Here is a 19,791-nt window from a genome sequence, read left to right as displayed (position 1 = left end):
TCTGCGTGTAGTCCATTTATTTTTTAGCTAAATAGGCATCTTATTTTTTCATTGTCTTGGCTTTGGCAAGATGCACATGCCAAGATAATGCTTCTTCTAAAATATGTGGCGTATGGTGATTACCCGTTTTCTCCACCGCAGCCTGATAATATGTCCACAATTGCTGACGATAATCAGGATGTGCACAATGATCAATTATTCGTGGTACTCTCTCTTTCGGTGCAAGCCCACGTAAATCAGCTACACCAAACTCTGTGACAATAACATCCACATCATGCTCTGTATGATCCACATGGGATACCATAGGAACAATACTGGAAATACTGCCTCCCTTAGCATAGGATTTTGTAACAAAGATTCCCAATCGTGCATTCCGCGCAAAATCGCCAGAACCACCAATACCATTCATCATTTTTGTACCTGAAACATGTGTAGAATTTACATTTCCATAAATATCTACTTCAAGAGCTGTATTGACGGAAATGAGCCCTAAACGACGAATAATCTCAGGGTGATTCGATATTTCTTGAGGGCGTAATAGTAAACGATCTGCATATTTTTCTAGCTCACTATACACCTGTTTGCCTCGTTCTTGTGATAGCGTAATGGACGTACCTGAAGCAGATTTTACTTTCCCTGCATCTATTAATTCAAATACAGCGTCCTGCAACACCTCCGAATAGATTTCCAAATCCTCAAATTCAGATTCTAAAAACCCATTTAACACTGCATTGGCTACTGATCCAACACCCGATTGTAGTGGCGCTAATGTCTTCGTTAATCGTCCAGCCGTCATCTCATCTCTTAAAAAATTGAGTAAATGGTCTGCCATTTTTGCGGTTTCCTCATCTGGTTGTACAATCGTTGAAGGCGCATCAGCAATTTCAGAAAGCACGATGCCACGAACTTTCGTTATATCTAATGGGATACCAACCGCTCCAATTCGCTCCCCCGCGCTAGTTAAAGGAATAGGATCTCTACTTCCCTGTACATCAGGAATATAAATATCGTGAATGCCCTCTAAAGAAGCAGGATGTGAAACATTGAGCTCAATAATTATCGCTTTCGCCATTTGCACAATAATTGGCGAATTTCCTACAGAGGTTGTAGGTATCAGCAAACCATCTTCTGTAATGGCAGTTGCTTCAATGATGGCGAAATCAATTGGACCCACAATGCCTTGACGCATTAACTCAGCATTATGTGAAACATGTGCATCTGTATATAAAACTTCTCCGTTATTAATCATTCGGCGAATCGCTGGATCACCTTGATAAGGGGCTCTCTTCCGAATAATCCCCGCTTCAGCCATCTGCTGATCCACCTCTGGACCAAGTGAAGCACCTGTATAAACATCCACCTGAAACTTTTCCACTTTCGCCTTTTCAACAAGCGCTAAAGGTACAACTTTTGCATCTCCCGCCCTCGTAAAGCCACTCATACCTAATATCATACCGTCTTTTATCCAAGAAGCAGCCTTTTGCGCTGAAACAATTTTATTTTGCAAAGCAGTATGACGAATTTTTTTATGTGCCAATTTCAACATGTAAGATATCCCCTTATCCCATTTTAGTTTTATTCAGACCAAGGTGAATGCAAGACACAGTCACAAAAATTTTTAGGTTTGTAGTTTGGAATAAATAATGCACACACATCTGATTTTATATTGCCAAATGTTGTTTCAGGTTTATGCTTAAACCCTTCAAAAAATGCTGGCAATATCTTTTGTTTAAATTGGTCGCGTGGAAAAGCATTGAGAACGGCATTTCGTTCATCAGCCGTTAAATCATCATAACCATCGCCCATTACATCAAGACCTACGCCTGCATATAACAAGCCAACTTCATGTTCTTTATGCTCAGCAATACCAATTGTCGTATGAAGTGCAATCGCATCCCATACTAGTTGAATTGACTGTTCATCTATATGATGCAATGCTAAAAACTGACGTGCTGCATTAGCGCCATCCACCTCAAAGCGCTTATCTACACTACTAAACTTCTTTGTTAAGCCTAAATCATGAAATAAAGCACTAACGTATAAAAGTTCCGCATCAAATGATTTCTTAGCTTTCTTCCCTTGTATTGCGCCAAATAAATAAACACGATTGGAATGATTCCACAGTAAATCAGAACCATGTTCCTTTAAAATTTCCTGTGCTTCTAAGGCTAAGCGACTGTCAGGTATGTTGATTCCTGCAATATTTGTCATCCATTCTTTCCCTCCCCTGTTAAGATACCAATAACTCGATGGTTTATAGAGAATTATATGGAACTTCATATCTATTAATCAATTCTATTATTTCTATAATAATCATAGAATTTATCTATAACGTAACTATCACTTGCCTTTTCCTCAATCAGAAAACAAAAAAATGTATGATTAGAAAATGAAATATCCTCCAATCACACACTATGAAAGTCTCGCAGATTTATAATAATCTTCACTTTATAATTGACTATATACCGAAATAGCATCTGTGATATTATATTGCTCCGTTCTAGGATTGCCGTCAGCTCCTACTGTCACGAACACATATTCTTGTCCATTTATAAGAGCTAAGCTTGCTAAACATAAGCCTGCATCTTCCGTATAGCCAGTTTTCCCACCTAAAATTTCTCCTCCTGGCAATGCACTTGACGTCATATGTTGAAACATGCGACTTGTAAAAGTAATGCCTTCTGGATGAAGGTTTGTGGACTGAATAGAGTATCTTTCTGCTGTATAAATATTGCGAAACTCATCGTTTGTTAAGGCATATTGTAAAAGTAAAGACATATCCTTTACGGTTGTATAATGATCTGGATGGTGCAGTCCAGTTGTATTCACAAAATGAGTATTTTTCATGCCTAACTGCTGCGCCTTTTCGTTCATCAGACTCACAAACCTTTGTTCTGAACCAGCAACATATTCAGCTAAACCCATTGATGCCTCTGCACCTGATGGCAGCATGGAGCCATACAATAAATCCTCTAATGTCAGCTTTTCATTTGGGAGAAAGCCCGCTACAGAAGCATTTTCCTCTAATAAATCCTGAAAGATATGCTTAGGTAAAATGATTTCTTCTTGTAAATTGGAGATCTGCTCAATCGAGACTAGAACCGTCATCATTTTGGTCAAAGAGGCAGGATAAATCCTTTCCTCACTATTTTTATCTAAGAGAATTTGATTTTCATCCAAATTCACTAAAATTGCATTCGAGCTGTATAAATCAAAATCGAGCATATGCGGGCTGGCTGTTTGAACTACTTTCGGTGAATGATCTATTTCCTGACGTAAAGTCATTGGTGATTCTTTCAATAGTAAATAAACAACTATCATCATGAATAAGAACAATAAACTCAATATCCCTTTTCTTTTAAACATAAAAACAACTCCTTCTCTTTATGCTTTTATTCAACCATAAAAAAAGGAGCTTATTTTTAATTTACTATTAGTGAATTCTTAAGGTTTCTTAAGAATTGGTTGGAATCATCACAGTGAATATGGTTGTATCATTACTAGAAGTTGCGGTAATCGTCCCGCCATGGGCCAGTACAATTTCATTAGAAATGGCTAAACCAAGCCCAGCACCTCCTGTTTGGGTAGACCTTGCACTATCTAAGCGGTAAAACTTCTCAAATATCATCTTTAATTTTTCAGGAGGGATCGTCTTCCCTGTATTCGTAAACGAAATTAATGTCTGATTATTTTCGTTTCGCGCACTAATTTCAATTGTACTATTAGGATCACTATAGGCAATTGCATTTTTTAAAATATTATTAAATACCCTCGCTAATTTATTACCGTCTGCATAGATAGTAATATCTTCATCTATTTTGACGATGGCTTGTTGACCCTTTGGTGCCAGCAATGGATAAAACTCGTCAGCCACTTGCATTAACATATGATGTAAAGGAATAAGATCTTTCTCTAAAATGATGGATTGTAAATTAAATCTGGTTATTTCAAAAAATTCATTGATTAATTGTTCCAGTCTATAGGATTTTTCTAATGTAACCGTCACATATTTTTCTTTCTGCTCTACAGGCATATCCCTTGCCTCATCTAAAAGGCTTAAGTAGCCAATAATGGATGTTAAGGGTGTTTTAATATCATGCGCTAAATAGACAACTAAATCATTCTTTCGTTGCTCAGCTTCTTGCGCATCCCTTGCACGCTTTTCTAATTTATATTTCACGTTATTTAATTTTTTCTCCAAAAAATCGAGTTCAGCTGGGAGCACAATTTCCTTCCCTGACTCATCTGCAAGCATGGTGATACTTGAACTAATTTGATGAAAATAACGGGTAAAACGAGACAAGGCGATATAGAAAATAATCAACAATAATAGAATAAATCCTATCGCAAGCCAAAGTGGTTTATTTTGTCTAAATAACACATTATAGGCACTACTTGCAGCATAATAATCAAGCTGCAAGACATTTTCACAAAAGGCAATAAAAGCATCTGCAAAGGGAGCTTGCAAGACCCCATCAATAAATGCAAAATTAATAAAAAAGCCTATGATGATAGCGATGACAAGTATAGAAATAATTTGTACAACCATTTTCCTTTTCAGTTTGCCAAACTCATTTTTCAATGGTATACCCCACTCCCCAAACCGTTTTAATATATTTTGGGTTCTCCGCAGAATCCTTCATTTTTTCCCGTAAATGTCGAATATGAACCATTACCGTGTTATTGCTACTAAAGTACTTTTCCCCCCAGATTTCTTGGAATAGTTGCTCTGAACTAATAACTGTCCCTCGATTTGCACATAAATACCAAAGAATAGCGAATTCCGTAGGTGTAAGGGATATAGGCCTTTCATTTAAAAAGACTTGCCGTGTGTTTTTGTTAATCACCAGGCCAGCAAAATCAATGATATCTTCATGTTGCTTCGAGCCTTGGTTGTACAAGGTAAATCTTCGTAGTTGCGCCTTTACACGAGCAACCAATTCCAATGGACGAAATGGCTTTGTTATATAATCATCTGCTCCTAAAGAAAACCCATTTATTTTATCAATTTCTTCTTCCTTTGCCGTAAGCATAATCACTGGAAAATTCAATGTTTCTCGGATTTTTCGTAAAATGGTAAAGCCATCTATATCTGGCATCATAATATCTAGAACAGCTAAATCCACATTTTCTTGCTCGATACATGCCAAAGCCTCTTGAGCTGTATAATATTTAAATACATGATAGTTTTCATTTTTTAAGTAAAGTTCGATTAAATCTGCAATTTCCTTTTCATCGTCAACAACTAAAATATTCAACTGTATTGTCCTCTCCTTCTCCCCACATGTTTTCCAATGATTTTTCACAGGCATTATAGCACTTACATATGGCTATATCTATTAATAAGGTAGTACCTTTGAAAGCTAATGAAAAAAGTAGAGATGGAAAACATCTTTCCAACTCTACTTTTGATAGTTTATGTCGATTAAACGATGGGATAATAAACCATATTGAACGGTACACTGATATGTACCTTCTTTTAAAAAAGCAAAATCCTCAGCATCCGCCTCTATAGTAAGGTCATCTATTATAACTTGATAAAATGTATCTGTGCTAAACCTACCACCCACGCTATCAATCCTTACAATTGTACATAATCCATTGACAGATGGGTTTTGCCCATTTTTAATAATGTCTACTAGTCCCGTTATACCAATAGATAAGCACAACAAGGTGAAAAAACTAAAAGTAATAACCACTAATAGAAAATCTTTGTGTGTTTTCTCCTTTTTAATAAAAACGATTATTATACTTAGAGATGCAATAGTACCAATTATTGAAAAAAGTGTTATACGAAATAGTTCATTCATGTGATTTACCTCAGGATACTTTCATATTTACCAAATCTGGAAACGTTTTTCTTGCTCTTTCAAAAATCTTTTCCATCCTTGATACAAATTCGATAAATCAACTGGAATAGGTTCTTCAGCTATCTCAAAATACAACGGATCTGTAGTATCTTGTTTAAATATGAAATCAAAAATAGTCATATTACTATTGAAGTCATCCCAAATCACCATCATTTGTTGAAAAGCATTATCCAATGGGGTTGTTCTTCGCCTTCTAGTATCCTGTGTTCCTCCTGATGTTCGTATAACCAGCTAAGTACAAGGTATAGCCACTTTTCTTGAATAAATGTAATACTTTGCATAGGTTCTTGTTCGGCTAAGTTGGATAAATAAGGGACAGCTAAAAATGCCTCATGCTTAAATAAGCTAGCTAGTTCGAATACCGAAGCTGAGATTTCTACTTCTTGTGCGATTAATTTCTCCGCTTTTTGAATGGCCGCTTCAGGGTGAATAAAACCACATTGAACGCCAAAGTACATTTCTTCCCATGTTAAATCCGTTTTATCAATTATGAATGTTAAAGGGATAACAATAGAAAGAGAGTTTTCAACTAAATCATCAGTATGGATAGTCAAATAATTCCCCCTTCACTTTTCATGCAAACAAGTTAGCCATACTTGATAGATAAATTACTTTCCATATGTATAAATAATCCGTCATTCAAATTAACACATCTTGAATGGACTTCTTTTTAATAAATTCCTCAATAACTTTTTGTATTTATGTAATAACTTGTGCAATACATAAATAATACAGTACCACCGCATATCAACATTCATAAACATTTTCTATTATAGATAGTCACTCACTAATATGACTGTGCTAAACTAGCTATTTTTCGTAGCACTTTATGGAAATAATTAATGGTGAAGAACTATTACTACATCAAAAATAGGCTTAGGTTAAATCCCAAGCCTTACAGTTGTTCCATAATTAATTTGTTGGATTCATAGTAGATTTTCGATTCATATCCTGTGTGACCTCTCTCCCTGAATAATATTGCATCTGTTCATTTAATTTATGTTCTTTCGCAGTTATACTGGTTGGCTTCACTTTCAGGACAAGTGTCTTGCTACCTAAAGATGATTGATATTTATCGAGATGCTTTTTTGACAAAGGTGTATGATAATAATCTGGTACATATTTATCGAGCATTGCCTGCATAGCAGCAGTAGCTTCGTTTAAATCTGTGACAATTTCCACCAAACCATTTGCGACTACACTCATATAAGCCGTATCAGTCTTAGCAGGAACCGGGTCTACCATTGTTCCATAATTTTCGCTTATTGTCATACATGCATTTTGATTGGTTGTTAGAATATCTATTTTTCTTCCTTCGTTGGCACCATGGAAATAAAAAATTCCGTCTTTATAGACATAATTTAGTGGAATAACATATGGTATATGTTGATCCACTAAACCAAGAAATGCAGTTTGTGCGCCTTCTAAAAATTGCTTAATTTGTTTTTCATCTGTACAAGCTCTATTCACCATTCGAATATCTGTTACCATCTTCATTCCCCCTATTCTCTTCTAAGAGGAGTCTACAGTAGGAATGTACTCTAAAAAAGGGACAGTTTGATGAAAGAGAATGGGTACAAGCTAAAAATACTAGTTTATCGGAAGCCCATACTATATTTCTTAGAAACTTTGCAAATTCTCTTAATCGTTTCTCGCAAATATCATTAAACAAAAGAATGTCATATTTAATTTTTCCTTCACACCTATTTATATGAACTCTTTCTTCTCCAAATTTTCACCTACATCACGATAAAAGAGTTTAAGCTGTGCAACAATCATTATGCTAATGACTACAAGTAAAAACCATGAGCTGATTTTACCAAAATGAACAATCGACCAAGATACCTCTTGATTCGGATATGACCATGCCCCAAAGAACGTTGCAATATTTTCAGCAATCCAAATGAAAAAGCCAATCAAAAAGAACGATATAACGATGGGCATTTTATAGACTTTGTTCCGTACTGTAAATTTGACAATTGTACGATAAAACACAATGAATAGAAGTGCCATCAACAGCCATCTAAAATCATAAATAAAATGGTGTGTAAAAAAATTCAAGTAGATAACGGCTCCAAGTGGAATAGCTACATAACTTTTTGGCCAACTTACAATTTTCAAATCAAACCTACGCCAGGCTTGGCAAATATAACTTGCCACACTCGCATACATAAATCCACTATATAAAGGCACACCCCCTATTTTTGTCCACGCTTCTTCAGGATATGACCATGAATTGAAATTCACTTTGTATAGTTCGAGCACAAGCCCAATAATGTGAAACAAACAAATGACTTTTATTTCATCCTTTGTTTCTAAACCAAATTTATACATCAAGTACTGCGTCAATAGACAGATAACAAGAATAAAGTCATATCTGCCTACACCAGGTATTTGAATAGCTTTAGAGAGTGCAAGTGTAGCAAATATCACAACCGGAAAAATACAAGATAATGATTGATGATACGTAAAGGCTCCTAAGTCTTTAAAAAAATTCTTCAACATGAATCCACCTCAAATTAACTTGTTTATAATTAATTTCTTCTTGTATGAAGAATAAATGATAAATTATTCTTTTTCAATATTTTTTTATCGAAAAACAATAAATTATTTCTCTTACTATCGGAACTATTCCTTGTAAAATACGTCTTTGTTGTTCTTTACTAACGAAGAAAAGAGATGATGTCAACGGCAGAAAAAGCAACTTGGCAAGGTGAGGGGTTGATTTCCGTTCCGCCAGCGTCCTTTCCAGGGGGCGTCCGATGAGCCGTTAAATTCCCTTGGAGTGACGCTGGCTCCACTCCAATCAACCATTCTGCAAAAGTATCTTTTCTTTATCTTTCATACTAACTAGTAGTGAAAAATGTGGAGAAGCGATGAATGACAACACCTCTCCATAAAATGAGTAGTGAATACCTTCACTTTATTTGAAAACCTTTGCTAAAAAGTGGAGTGGAAGGCTACTTGACTCCCGTGGGATAGCGAGACAGGCGAAACTCTAAACGGAGCGGTAGAGGAGGAAGCGATTTGGCGCTCGCCCACAGGAAAGCAAGTAGCCTGCAACGGAAATCCATTTCTACCTTTCAATTGAATTTTTCAACACTAAGAAAGAGTAGCCACATTAGCGGCTACTCTTTGACCTTAAAGATATATTTTTTGATTTAATTTTAATTGGACTTCTTGTTGGTTTATTTCTAAGTTCGTCACTTTTTTCACTTTTAAATAATAAACGATATAACAACCAATGAAGAATGCACCACCGCAGTAGAGTGCTAATCGTTGAGCTGGATCAAAAGCCAAGCTTGCCATAACGATACAGTTCGCTAATAAACCTAAAATAGGGATCACTGGATACAATGGTGCTTTGAATTTTAAATCCTCTACTTTTCCTCCTTGACGTATGTAGGAGCGTCTAAATGCAATTTGGGAAGCCGTAATCGCAATCCAACCAATTTGTGCTCCTAAGCCTGCTAGAGATAAAAGCCACACAAATACTGTATTAGCAGCAAATACACTTGACAGTAATGACAAACCAGCTACTGCGAGTGTAATCAGTAATGCATTCATTGGGATGCCTCTTTTATTAACCTTGCCTAAAACGGGGCTTGCCATTTTTTCGACGGAAAGAGAAAACAACATACGTGTCGCGGCATAAAGGCCTGAGTTTGCAACGGATAATAAAGCTGTTAGGATAACAAAATTCATAATATCCGCTGCATACGGAATCCCTATGCTATCTAATACAACAACAAATGGACTTTCAACAACCCCTGCTTTATCCATTGGAATCATCGCTGCAAGTACAAATATCGAAAAGACAAAGAAGAATAACGTACGCCAAACTGTTTGTTTAATAGATTTAGGGATGGTCTTTTCAGGATTTTCACTCTCCCCAGCAGCAATACCAATCAATTCTGTACCCTGGAATGAAAAATTCACCGTAATCATTGTAATAAGCAGTGCTGTTACGCCATTTGGAAATAGTCCTCCCTCATAAAAATGAGAAAGGAATGGGGCATTTGTTCCATCTTTCATATCGATTAGCCCAAACATAGCCGCTCCACCAACCGCAAGGAACATAATGATTGCTAAAATTTTAATACTGGAGAAGACAAATTCCGCTTCACCAAATGCTTTTGCTGATAAACCATTCAATACAAAGAGCAGTGCAGCAAATATTAGACACCACATCCATACTGGCGAATCAGGAAACCATCTTTGCATAAGTTGTCCAGCCCCTAAAAACTCAAGAGCAACCGTTACTGCCCAACCTAGCCAGTACAGCCATCCAACGGCAAAACCAGTAGCAGGACCGATAAATTTCGTTGTGTACGTTTGGAATGAACCTGATACCGGCATAGCAACAGACAATTCACCCAAACATAGCATTGTTAAATACATAACTGCTCCGCCTACTAAGTAAGCTAGGATGGCACCAGTTGGCCCAGCTTGGTTAATCGTGTAGCCTGATCCAAGAAAGAAACCAGTTCCAATACATCCGCCAAGTGAAATCATAAATAAGTGTCTTGCTTTCATACTTCTTTTTAATTCATATTGTTCTGCTGCCATAAAAAACTCCTTACATTCATTATCTGTGTAAGCACTTTCTTTTTTTCGTACAAAACAGATAACAATCTAAAATTTGAATGTTAATAGATAAACTGTTTTATATATTTTATGAACTGTCAATTTTCTGACAAAATAAAGGCTATTGAATAGCTAAATTGTATTGTAAACTTACTATAGGGAGAGCTATTTTCTTATAGTTGGTTGTCGCGACCTAATTTTTTAAGAAAAGTTCTTCCTTCTGGGATACAAAATGACTTCTATTCATGGCTTAAAGTAATGTATCGCCAAATAGTGAGCTGATTAAAGCTACCGCAGCAATAGCCGTTTTATTGTATTGATCTAATACAGGGTTTGTCTCAACAAATTCTGCTGAAGTAATAATATTTGCTTCTGACAGCATTTCCATAGCTAAATGACTTTCACGATAGCTAATACCACCTGCTACTGGCGTGCCTACACCTGGTGCATCATTTGGATCCAGTCCATCTAAATCTAATGATAGGTGAACACCGTCTGTGCGCTCCTTTAAATAGTCAATCGTTTCTGACATTACTTTCGTCATTCCTAAACGATCAATTTCATGCATCGTGTATACTTTAATACCAATTTCCTTAATAAGCTTTTTTTCTCCAGGATCTAAATCTCGAGCACCAATGATAACAACGTTTTCAGGCTTTACCTTTGGAGCATAGCCTCCGATATTTGTAAGTGCTGGATGTCCAAGGCCCAAGCTTACAGCTAAAGACATGCCATGGATATTTCCTGAAGGAGATGTTTCACCTGTGTTTAGATCGCCATGTGCATCATACCAAATGACACCTAAATTTTCATAATGCTTCGAAACGCCCGCTAATGTTCCAATAGCAATACTATGATCTCCACCTAATACTAAAGGAAAACGATTTAAAGAAATCTCATGATCCACTTTTTGGCCTAGCTTCTCGTTAATTTCTGTGACAGTTTTTAAATTTTTTAGGTTTGTCTTTCCTTCTGTCTCTTTATCTTCATGTACGATGTCAATCGTTAAATCCCCTTCGTCATAAATCGAATAACCAAGGCCCTCAAGTCGTTCAGTTACCCCTGCATATCTGATAGCACTTGGCCCCATGTCTACGCCTCTTCTTGTTTGACCTAAATCCATGGGCACCCCAATAATTGTCACTTCTTTATTCATGATATTTTCTCCTCTCCAATAATTACTTTCACAGTATAAAGAAATTGCAACATTGACTCAACTCGACATTATTTTAAATTTTTATACAGTTTAAATTATTAAAAACATAGATTTATTCTTGTATAAACGATTGCATAAACGCTATTTCAATGCATAACAAAACATTTTTTTCCTTTTTAGTGCGTATTTTTGTAAAAAATTCCTAAACAAAATATTAAAACTGTTCTTTTTTTATAGTTTTTTCCGAAAATTTTGACGGTAATATTATCTATAAATGCAATATAATAATAAAAAACTTCCAAAATCATTCAATTCTCCTTATTTTTTACGGCAAAAAAAGCCCTACTACAATAGTAATAAGACTTTTCAATCCTCTATTTTAATATTCTCACAATACTATTCAAACAGGTTTCTTTATAAAATAGATGTTGCTCTTCTATATCACATGTTAACCATTGAATTAAAGAACCATCAATCATTGCCCTCATCATTTTTGCAGAGGTTAAGGAATCAATGTCTGGGCTAAACACCCCTTCACTTTTTCCTAATTCAATAATTTCTTGTCCAATTCCCCAGCAATTCTCATAAAATTTTAAGTTAATTCTTTTGTACGCTTCATTGCTGTTTGCCTGAGCTAAAAAATCTAAATACACTCTGTAAAATTTTTTATTTTCTTGAGGGGATACAAAAACAGCATTTAAGTAGGCTTGAAGCTTGTCTATAGCCGTTTTATGCTTGCCTATTTCTTGTATTTCATAGCTGTAGATTTTGCTCGTAGTGGATTCCAGTAATTCTAATAAGATGTTTTGTTTGCTTGTAAAATAGTAGTGAACTACCCCTTTTGAGACGTTAGCATGATTCGCAATGTCTTGTAGTGTAACGTTATCATAACCTAAATGTGAAACAGCATTAAAGGCTGCTTTCATAATTTGTTTTTTACGTTCTTCCTCTTTCTTTTTCATAGGAGCCTCCGATGACTTGATAGAAGTTATTATACATGAAGAGTCGCTATAATCCAATTTTATATTGACCGGTCAGAATAATTTTGATACTGTTTAATGGAATAAAATTTTAGGGGGACGTTTACGATGACAGTAGATAATTTTAATGCGTTAGTAGTCAATAAAGATGAGGCATTTACAGTGAAAGTGAACGAGTTGACTTTAGAAGATCTACCAAAAGGTGAGGTATTAATTAAAGTTAGTTATTCAGGTATTAATTATAAAGATAGTCTTGCCTCTATCCCAGATGGTAAAATCGTTACGTCTTATCCATTTGTTCCTGGCATTGATTTAGCTGGAACGGTTGTTTCCTCTGAAGATTCTCGCTTTAAAGCAGGTGATGAGGTCATTGCGACTAGCTATGAAATAGGAGTATCTCATTTTGGTGGTTTCAGTGAATATGCCCGTATTCCAGCTCAATGGATTGTACCACTTCCAAAAGGTCTTTCCCTCAAGGAAGCTATGGTGATTGGTACTGCAGGATTTACAGCTGCATTATCTGTTCAAAAGTTAGAGGAAAATGGTATACATCCTGAAAAGGGAAAAATTCTTGTTACAGGGGCAACGGGTGGTGTCGGTAGCTTTGCTGTATCTATCCTCTCAACACTAGGTTATCAAGTTGAAGCGAGCACAGGTAAAGAATCTGAACATGAATATTTACATTCACTTGGGGCTACTACAATTGTAAATCGTGAAGAGGTCTATGATGGAAAGATTAGAGCGTTAGGGAAACAAAAATGGGCTGCTGCTGTCGATTCTGTTGGTGGAGAGCCACTTGCCTCTTTATTAAGCCAAATTCAATATGGAGGGGCTGTTGCAAGTAGTGGTTTAACAGCAGGCACACAGCTTCCTACAAGTGTATTTCCCTTTATTTTAAGAGGTGTGAATTTACTTGGAGTTGATTCTGTTTATTGCCCAATGGACATTCGATTGAACATTTGGCAGCGTTTAGCGACTGATTTCAAACCAGCAAACCTTGAGGATTTCATTCAGCAAGAGGTAACGCTACAACAACTTCCAGAGGTTTTACCTATTTTACTAAAAGGACAAGCAAGAGGAAGAATCCTTGTTACATTATAAGGTGTTTAATCCAGCTTCCTTCTCCATGCTATTTCCCAGAAAATAATTATAGAAGTTGTCAAATTAACAACATAAAGCTACTACGCATAGCGAGCGTGGTAGCTTTTTTATTGTTGACATCTCCCTGACATATAAGTCCTTTATAGTAACTCATGAACGCCCCACCTGTTCCCTTTAGACAAATTTAGGCAACAAAGTTTGTCTAAATTAGCATGAACAAGCATACCAATAGAGTATGTAGGCAGTGTTCTGGGAATTCAATACTATAAACAATATTCTGGAGATGATCGTATGAAGCGAGCACATATTAATGAATTAAACATTACACGAGCTTTAGCCATTCTAGCTGTCCTTCTCATCCATTCTACTAGTACACCTGTAACGGCTTTATCTAGTGACTCAAAACTATATCCATTTTATGTGTTTTTTAATATTTTCCCTAAATTTGCTGTACCTGTTTTTATTTTCTTAAGTGGATTTGTTTTATTTTACAATTATATACAGAAGGATTTAACAAAGGAGCTTATCATTCATTTTTATAAAAAAAGAGTGACCCAAATACTCATTCCTTATTTCTTTTTTTCTATCTTTTATTATGCAGCGATGCAATTTTATGTGACACATGATTTAGTAGACACATGGCGTTCCCTATTTAGTGTCGAATTTCTAGAGAAACTATTATTAGGCAAAGCCTATACACATCTATACTATATTTTTATTATTGTTCAATTCTATCTTATGTTCCCATTATTCCTATATATTTTAAAGAAAAAACCAGCCCTATCTCCTCATTTAATTTGGATTGGCTTTGTTCTTCAATGGGTCTTTATTCTATTAAACGTAAAGTTTTGGCAGTATCCCTATAGAGGGAGTATCGCTTTCTCTTATCTCTTTTACTTCTTGACAGGAGCATTTTTAGGGATCTATTTTGAAAAATACAAAGGATGGCTTCAACTAAAAAAAGAAAATTTCCCTATCACGATACTTTTTGTGTGGTGTATATGGCTAATTTCTACTATATATAATGTGTATTTATATTACTTTGTTTATTCATCACAAACCTATATAGTGAACAGCACCATATTTGAGCTAGTTTTCCAGCTACAATCTGTAACAGCCTGTATTGTCTTACTACAGCTTTCTTTCTGGATCTATGATAAATGGAACCAAGCTTTTGTAAATGGCTTAATCAATCTAGGAACAGTATCATTTGGCATCTATCTATTGCATCCATTTTTCCTTTTCCTTTATAGACAAATAAGTACTGGTGGTAATAGTATAATCTATCACCTATGGAGCATTGGTGGCTTTATTTTTGCTCTATTCATCACATGGATGATTGTGCTTTTGATGGGCAGATTCTTTAAATATCATTGGATTGCCTTTGGACCGATCCCGAGCAAATTTCCTTACAAATAAGCATTCTATATGCACAGTTAGTTTCAGTCAACTGGCTATGTATTTAGTTGAGAACCTGTTATTTTGTGCTTATCGTTACTGAAATATGAGTGTTTCTTCTGTGGTACATTATTAAATAAGAAGAAACTAATTAAAAAAGCCCTTTGGAAATTTTCACAGGGCTTTCATAGAGGTGAAAAAAACAATCAATAGAATTTTTGTAAAAGTGAAAATGAATTTCCGTTGCAGGCTACTTGCCTTCCTGTGGACGAGCACCGAATCGCTTCCTCCGCTACCGCTCCGTTTAGAGTTTTGCCTGTCTCGCGATCCCAAGGGAGTCAAGTAGCCCTCCACTCCACCCCACAAAAGTGTTACCTTTTTAGCAAAGGTTTTCAAATAAAGTGAAGGTTTTATGAAGAGGTGTTGTCACGCATCACTTCTCCTCATTGAAAATAAGAGCTTATCCCCGCTAAGAATACAGATAATGGGCGATTTGATCGCTATGCTACTATGAAAAAAAGTAAAGACACTTTGCAGAATGGTTGATTGGAGTGGAGCCAGCGTCACTCCTAGGGGATTCAGCGTCACAGAGGAGACCCTGGAGCGAACGTAAGTGAGTGAAGCGGCTCATCGGACGCCCCCTGGAAAGGACGCTGGCGGAACGGAAATCAACCTCTCGCCTTGCCTAGAGGTCTTTCTCTCTTATTAGCATGATCTTATTTAAACATAAAAAAAGCCCTGTAGAGACCTCTCCACAGGGCTTTTCAATGAACGATTTAATTATTTTGCAATAGAACCGTCTTTTACTTTATTGTTATTAGCATCAACTAGGTTTGTTGATTTGAATTCAACTACAATGCTGTCTGTTAATGCATAGTCAGCTTTAGTTGTTACTGTAAGTTTACCACCAGCTACTGTAGCAGAAGCAAGTTCTACAGTTGAGCCTGCAATTTTAACAGTTACACCTGTTGGTGCAGCTTGGTCAGCAATGTTTTCAGAGAAGTCTACTGTAAATGTTTTGCTATCTACTGCAGTTACTTTAGTAGCAACAGGTACAATATTTTCTTTAAGTGTTACTTGCGTTGAAACTTTTCCACCTTTAAGAGTGTTACCTTTTGTATCTACTACATTGCTAGCTTCAAGTACATAATTACCATTAGCTGTGATAGAACCTTCAGGTAAAGTGAATCTTACTTTTTTAGTACCATCTACAAATTGAAGTTGCGTACCAGCAGGAAGCTCTTTTCCTCCTAGTTTGTAGTTAGCAGCATTTGTTGCTGTTGCCGTTACATCTGCAGCATATTCAACAGTGAATACATTGTTATCTGTTACAACAACTGGAGTAGCTCCAAATACTAATGAATCTGTAGGTGTTTCTGGTGTAGCTTCAAACACGCCTGTTGTTACATTGAAAGTCACTGTATCAGCAGTTACGTTGCCAGCTAAATCCGTCACTGCTTTAGCAGATAATTCGAATGTATAAGATGAATTGCTATCTAAATCAATGTCAACTTTTACAGTGTTTTTCTCTGCACCTTCAATTTTACCGTTACCATCTACATCGAAACCAGCATCTGCTTTTACTGCTGTTTCTTTTCCAGTAGTGTAAGCAATACCATTTTGCGTTTTAACTGTTAATGTTCCTTCTACTTTTACTGGTTCACTAAAAGTAAGGTATAGAGCATCAACATCAGTAGTAGCATTCACATCGTCAGCTACTAACATTTTAGTAGCAGCAGATACAAGTGTAGCAGGCGTTAAATCTTTTGAAAGGATAGCATTGAACTCAAATGCATCACCTGCATTACCAGCTAAATCTTTTTGTCCTTCTACTTTAATGTTTGTATTAATAAATGTAGCTGTACCTAAAGCAGATTTAGCATCAATAGTGAAGACAGTTTTATCTTCTGTATCTTTAATATCAGCATCTGTTAAATAGAATACAGTTGATCCTACTGTTACTTTTGCATATTCTTTCGTTTCAGCATCTGCATTAAGATTTTGTTTCATTAATTCTTCAGAGAAATCAAACGTAATTTCTGTACCATTCACAGCTGTAGAAACAGTTGGTTTTGAATTATCAACGTCTGCTTTCAAAACTGTGAAGTTTACTGCGATAGGATTTGCGATATTATTAGCAAAGTCAGTTGCACCAACAATGTCTACTTTGTAAGATTGTTCAGCTGTTAATCCAGTAATTGTTAATTTTTTACCAGATAAAGTATAGCGATCTTTTGAAAGTTCAGTACCATTTAAGCTGATTGTTCCTTCACTTTGTACAGGCTCATCGAAAGTGATCACTGCTGTAGTGCCTTTTGCTTCTACAGTATTCACGCTAACAGGCGTTGTATCTGCAAATGTGATTAATTTGTTGAACTCTTCAGTTAGAACTTTAGCATCTGCTTTTGTTTTAATTGGTTTTACAGTTACTTTACCATTTGTTAATTTTACTTCTTTATCAGTTGTTAACGTAACAGTCATTCCGTCTTCAGATACTACTGCGTTTGTGATCGCTACACCTTCAACAGCATATTTCGTTGTGATTGCAGCATCTTTTGCATCAACAGCTGTGTTGAACTTCACTTCAAGTTCCTTTGCATTCAGCCCTTTTACAGCTTCTACAGCTGGTGTTACTTCTTGAACTGCATCAATCGTACGTTTTACCATTGTAGCGAATTCTTCACGGCTGATTTTATCCTGTGGTGCTAATAATGAACCTTTACCATTGATTACGCCATTTTCTACAGCTGTTTCTAAGTAAGATACAGCCCATTTAGAAGCTTTAGAAGCATCCGCAAATTGGCTAAGATCTGCTTTACCTGTTAATTGGTAACCTTGTACGATAACTTTCGCAGCTTGTTCTCTTGTTAATTGAGCTTTAGGCTCAAATTTACCATTGCCCATACCATCAAATAATTCTGGTGAAGTTGCAAGTACTGCGTTATAGAACCAGTCATTTTCATTAACATCAGAAAAATCTTCTGTGCCAGTAGCTTTTAAATCTAATGCTTTTGATAAAATTTCAGCAGCTTCTGCACGTGTAAGTGTACCAGCTGGGTTGAAGTTTCCTTTTTCATCGCCTTGGATGAAGCCTTTGTCAGTTAAAAATTGTACAGCTTCTTTTGCCCAAGATGAAATGCTAGCTGCATCTTGAAATTCAGCAGCTGATGCTACTGGTACGATTGCTGATGCTACAAGTGCTGCTGTAGCAGTAGTTGCGAAAAATTTACGACCTTTGTTTTGTTTTGTCATTTTATATTCCTCCAGAATTTTAATAAATTATATTATTCTGTGAGAACAATATTATCGCGCTATTTAATTTTTAAAATATGTATAAATTGTTCTCGCAAATAATAATTACAACCAATTATAGGGAAAGCAAACTTCTAAATTTTCCAAGATTAAATATCCCAATGAAACTGTAATTTGCTTTACAAGACAATAATATAACTAGATTACCAATAAATAAACGCTAAAAATAAGGTAATTTTAATACAGTATTGGTTATATAGGTAATCTTTTCATAGAAAATTTCTATAATATAGAAAAAATAGTTGAAATGGTGATAAAATGCATCTTATTTATGGAATTTTACTGAAACATACTTTTCACTTGAATGTGTTATATTACTTTCTTGATATAATAGAGGACACAAAATTAAAGCGATAATATGAGTTAATTGGTAAAATTAACTTTAGGCATTGTGATCGTTACGTGCCCTAAACACTAACTTGCTAGATGGATTTGATTGCTATTAGTAGAAGGGGTGGATAAAAATAGATATTAGAAAAATGCGCTATTTCATAATGGTGGCAGAGGAATTGAATTTTAGTCGAGCAGCAGAGCGTCTTAGAATGGCACAACCTCCCCTAAGCCAAGAAATCCGTAAATTAGAAGAAGAATTGGGTGTTCAACTTTTTCATCGAACAAAAAGAATGGTTGAACTAACAAACGCTGGGGAAATTTTTTTACAAGGAGCTAAACAAACACTTTTTCAATTAGATAAAGCGATAAAAGAAACACAACTTGCAGCTGAAGGGAAAATAGGGAGCTTAATAATCGGTTTTGTCGATTCTACAGAAATTGTTATAGAAGTTCATAATAAATTTCGAGAACGCTTTCCTAAAATCCACCTTACATTACGTGAAATGACAACGGAGCAACAATTGAAAGCACTTTATGAGAAACAAATTCATATTGGATTTATTCGTTCTGAGCGAAATAACGAGATATTAGCTTCTGAAGTTTGTTCTGAAGAATCCTTAAGATTGGTTTTACATCAAGATCATCCTTTGGCCACATTACCCGAAATTTCACTTCAATTAATAAAGGATGAACCATTTATTATGTTTCCGCGTCATTTAGGACCCAATTTTTATGATTTAATTATTAGTTATTTTTGGGATCATGGAGTAAGTTTGAATGTTGTTCAAGAAGCTGTTCAAATGCAAACGATTGTTAATTTAGTAGCTACAGGAATGGGCATTTCTGTTGTACCGTCGTCGGTGGAAAGTTATCAACGTCCTGGCGTTATCTATAAAAAAATCAAAGAGACTACACCAACAGTAAATTTATATGTAGGATGGAGACAAAATGAAATATCTCCAGCAATAGCTCATTTCTTAACAGTCGTTAGAGAGGTGTATTCCTTTTCTCAACTTAACCACCAAAAATAAAACCCACCCTAAATAGGATGGGG

At 35.8% G+C, this 19,791-nt stretch carries 16 protein-coding genes; 3 read left to right on the top strand and 13 right to left on the bottom strand.

The genetic code is table 11. From position 1 onward, the window contains the following. Positions 1 to 40: 40 nt before the first annotated feature. From JTI58_RS16110 to JTI58_RS16055, 12 genes are all read right to left on the bottom strand, one after another. Complete coding sequence (locus tag JTI58_RS16110; RefSeq protein ID WP_205442277.1) at positions 41 to 1,546, bottom strand: succinyl-CoA:acetate CoA-transferase ScpC; 1,506 nt, start codon at positions 1,544 to 1,546, stop codon at positions 41 to 43. 29 nt (positions 1,547 to 1,575) lie between these two features. After that, positions 1,576 to 2,211: an HD domain-containing protein gene (locus tag JTI58_RS16105; protein WP_205442274.1), complete on the bottom strand. Its 636-nt coding sequence runs from the start codon at positions 2,209 to 2,211 to the stop codon at positions 1,576 to 1,578. A gap of 237 nt (positions 2,212 to 2,448) precedes the next feature. Further along, the gene (locus tag JTI58_RS16100; RefSeq protein WP_205442273.1) at positions 2,449 to 3,366 is read right to left on the bottom strand and encodes a D-alanyl-D-alanine carboxypeptidase family protein; all 918 of its coding nucleotides are present in this window, start codon (positions 3,364 to 3,366) and stop codon (positions 2,449 to 2,451) included. Positions 3,367 to 3,454: 88 nt separating this feature from the next. After that, complete coding sequence (locus tag JTI58_RS16095; RefSeq protein ID WP_205447346.1) at positions 3,455 to 4,549, bottom strand: sensor histidine kinase; 1,095 nt, start codon at positions 4,547 to 4,549, stop codon at positions 3,455 to 3,457. 22 nt (positions 4,550 to 4,571) lie between these two features. Next, on the bottom strand, positions 4,572 to 5,264 hold the full coding sequence (gene vanR / locus JTI58_RS16090; protein WP_205447344.1) for a VanR-ABDEGLN family response regulator transcription factor: 693 nt from the start codon (positions 5,262 to 5,264) through the stop codon (positions 4,572 to 4,574). Between the two features lie 138 nt (positions 5,265 to 5,402). Beyond that, positions 5,403 to 5,810: a hypothetical protein gene (locus JTI58_RS16085; protein WP_205442272.1), complete on the bottom strand. Its 408-nt coding sequence runs from the start codon at positions 5,808 to 5,810 to the stop codon at positions 5,403 to 5,405. Positions 5,811 to 6,019: 209 nt separating this feature from the next. Next, entirely contained in the window at positions 6,020 to 6,424 is a 405-nt protein-coding gene (locus tag JTI58_RS16080; RefSeq protein ID WP_205442271.1) for a DUF2247 family protein, read from the bottom strand. Between the two features lie 358 nt (positions 6,425 to 6,782). After that, positions 6,783 to 7,361 carry a pyridoxamine 5'-phosphate oxidase family protein gene (locus JTI58_RS16075; protein WP_205442270.1) on the bottom strand — a complete coding sequence of 193 codons (579 nt, stop codon included), beginning with the start codon at positions 7,359 to 7,361 and terminating at the stop codon, positions 6,783 to 6,785. 216 nt (positions 7,362 to 7,577) lie between these two features. Then, positions 7,578 to 8,375 carry a DUF817 domain-containing protein gene (locus tag JTI58_RS16070; protein ID WP_205442269.1) on the bottom strand — a complete coding sequence of 266 codons (798 nt, stop codon included), beginning with the start codon at positions 8,373 to 8,375 and terminating at the stop codon, positions 7,578 to 7,580. Between the two features lie 636 nt (positions 8,376 to 9,011). Beyond that, complete coding sequence (locus JTI58_RS16065; protein WP_205442268.1) at positions 9,012 to 10,439, bottom strand: amino acid permease; 1,428 nt, start codon at positions 10,437 to 10,439, stop codon at positions 9,012 to 9,014. Positions 10,440 to 10,707: 268 nt separating this feature from the next. Beyond that, positions 10,708 to 11,613, bottom strand: a complete 906-nt coding sequence (gene rocF, locus JTI58_RS16060) for an arginase (RefSeq protein ID WP_205442266.1) — start codon at positions 11,611 to 11,613, stop codon at positions 10,708 to 10,710. Positions 11,614 to 11,987: 374 nt separating this feature from the next. Further along, entirely contained in the window at positions 11,988 to 12,575 is a 588-nt protein-coding gene (locus JTI58_RS16055; RefSeq protein WP_205442265.1) for a TetR/AcrR family transcriptional regulator, read from the bottom strand. Between the two features lie 126 nt (positions 12,576 to 12,701). Here JTI58_RS16055 and JTI58_RS16050 point away from each other — a divergent pair, with 126 nt between their 5' ends. Both JTI58_RS16050 and JTI58_RS16045 read left to right on the top strand, forming a co-directional pair. Beyond that, positions 12,702 to 13,694, top strand: a complete 993-nt coding sequence (locus JTI58_RS16050) for an NADPH:quinone oxidoreductase family protein (RefSeq protein ID WP_205442264.1) — start codon at positions 12,702 to 12,704, stop codon at positions 13,692 to 13,694. Positions 13,695 to 13,985: 291 nt separating this feature from the next. Continuing rightward, entirely contained in the window at positions 13,986 to 15,113 is a 1,128-nt protein-coding gene (locus JTI58_RS16045; RefSeq protein WP_205442262.1) for an acyltransferase, read from the top strand. 759 nt (positions 15,114 to 15,872) lie between these two features. On the opposite strand, the gene JTI58_RS16040 is transcribed toward JTI58_RS16045, so the two are convergent. Next, complete coding sequence (locus JTI58_RS16040; RefSeq protein WP_205442261.1) at positions 15,873 to 18,344, bottom strand: S-layer homology domain-containing protein; 2,472 nt, start codon at positions 18,342 to 18,344, stop codon at positions 15,873 to 15,875. A gap of 524 nt (positions 18,345 to 18,868) precedes the next feature. Between JTI58_RS16040 and JTI58_RS16035 the strand changes: the two genes are divergently transcribed. Then, the gene (locus JTI58_RS16035; protein WP_205447342.1) at positions 18,869 to 19,768 is read left to right on the top strand and encodes a LysR substrate-binding domain-containing protein; all 900 of its coding nucleotides are present in this window, start codon (positions 18,869 to 18,871) and stop codon (positions 19,766 to 19,768) included. Positions 19,769 to 19,791: the final 23 nt, after the last annotated feature.

The sequence above is a fragment of the Lysinibacillus fusiformis genome, assembly GCF_016925635.1.
Classification (GTDB): domain Bacteria; phylum Bacillota; class Bacilli; order Bacillales_A; family Planococcaceae; genus Lysinibacillus; species Lysinibacillus fusiformis_F.
The sequence above is the reverse complement of the archived record's forward strand: the minus strand, read 5'-3'. Positions and strand labels throughout refer to the sequence as shown.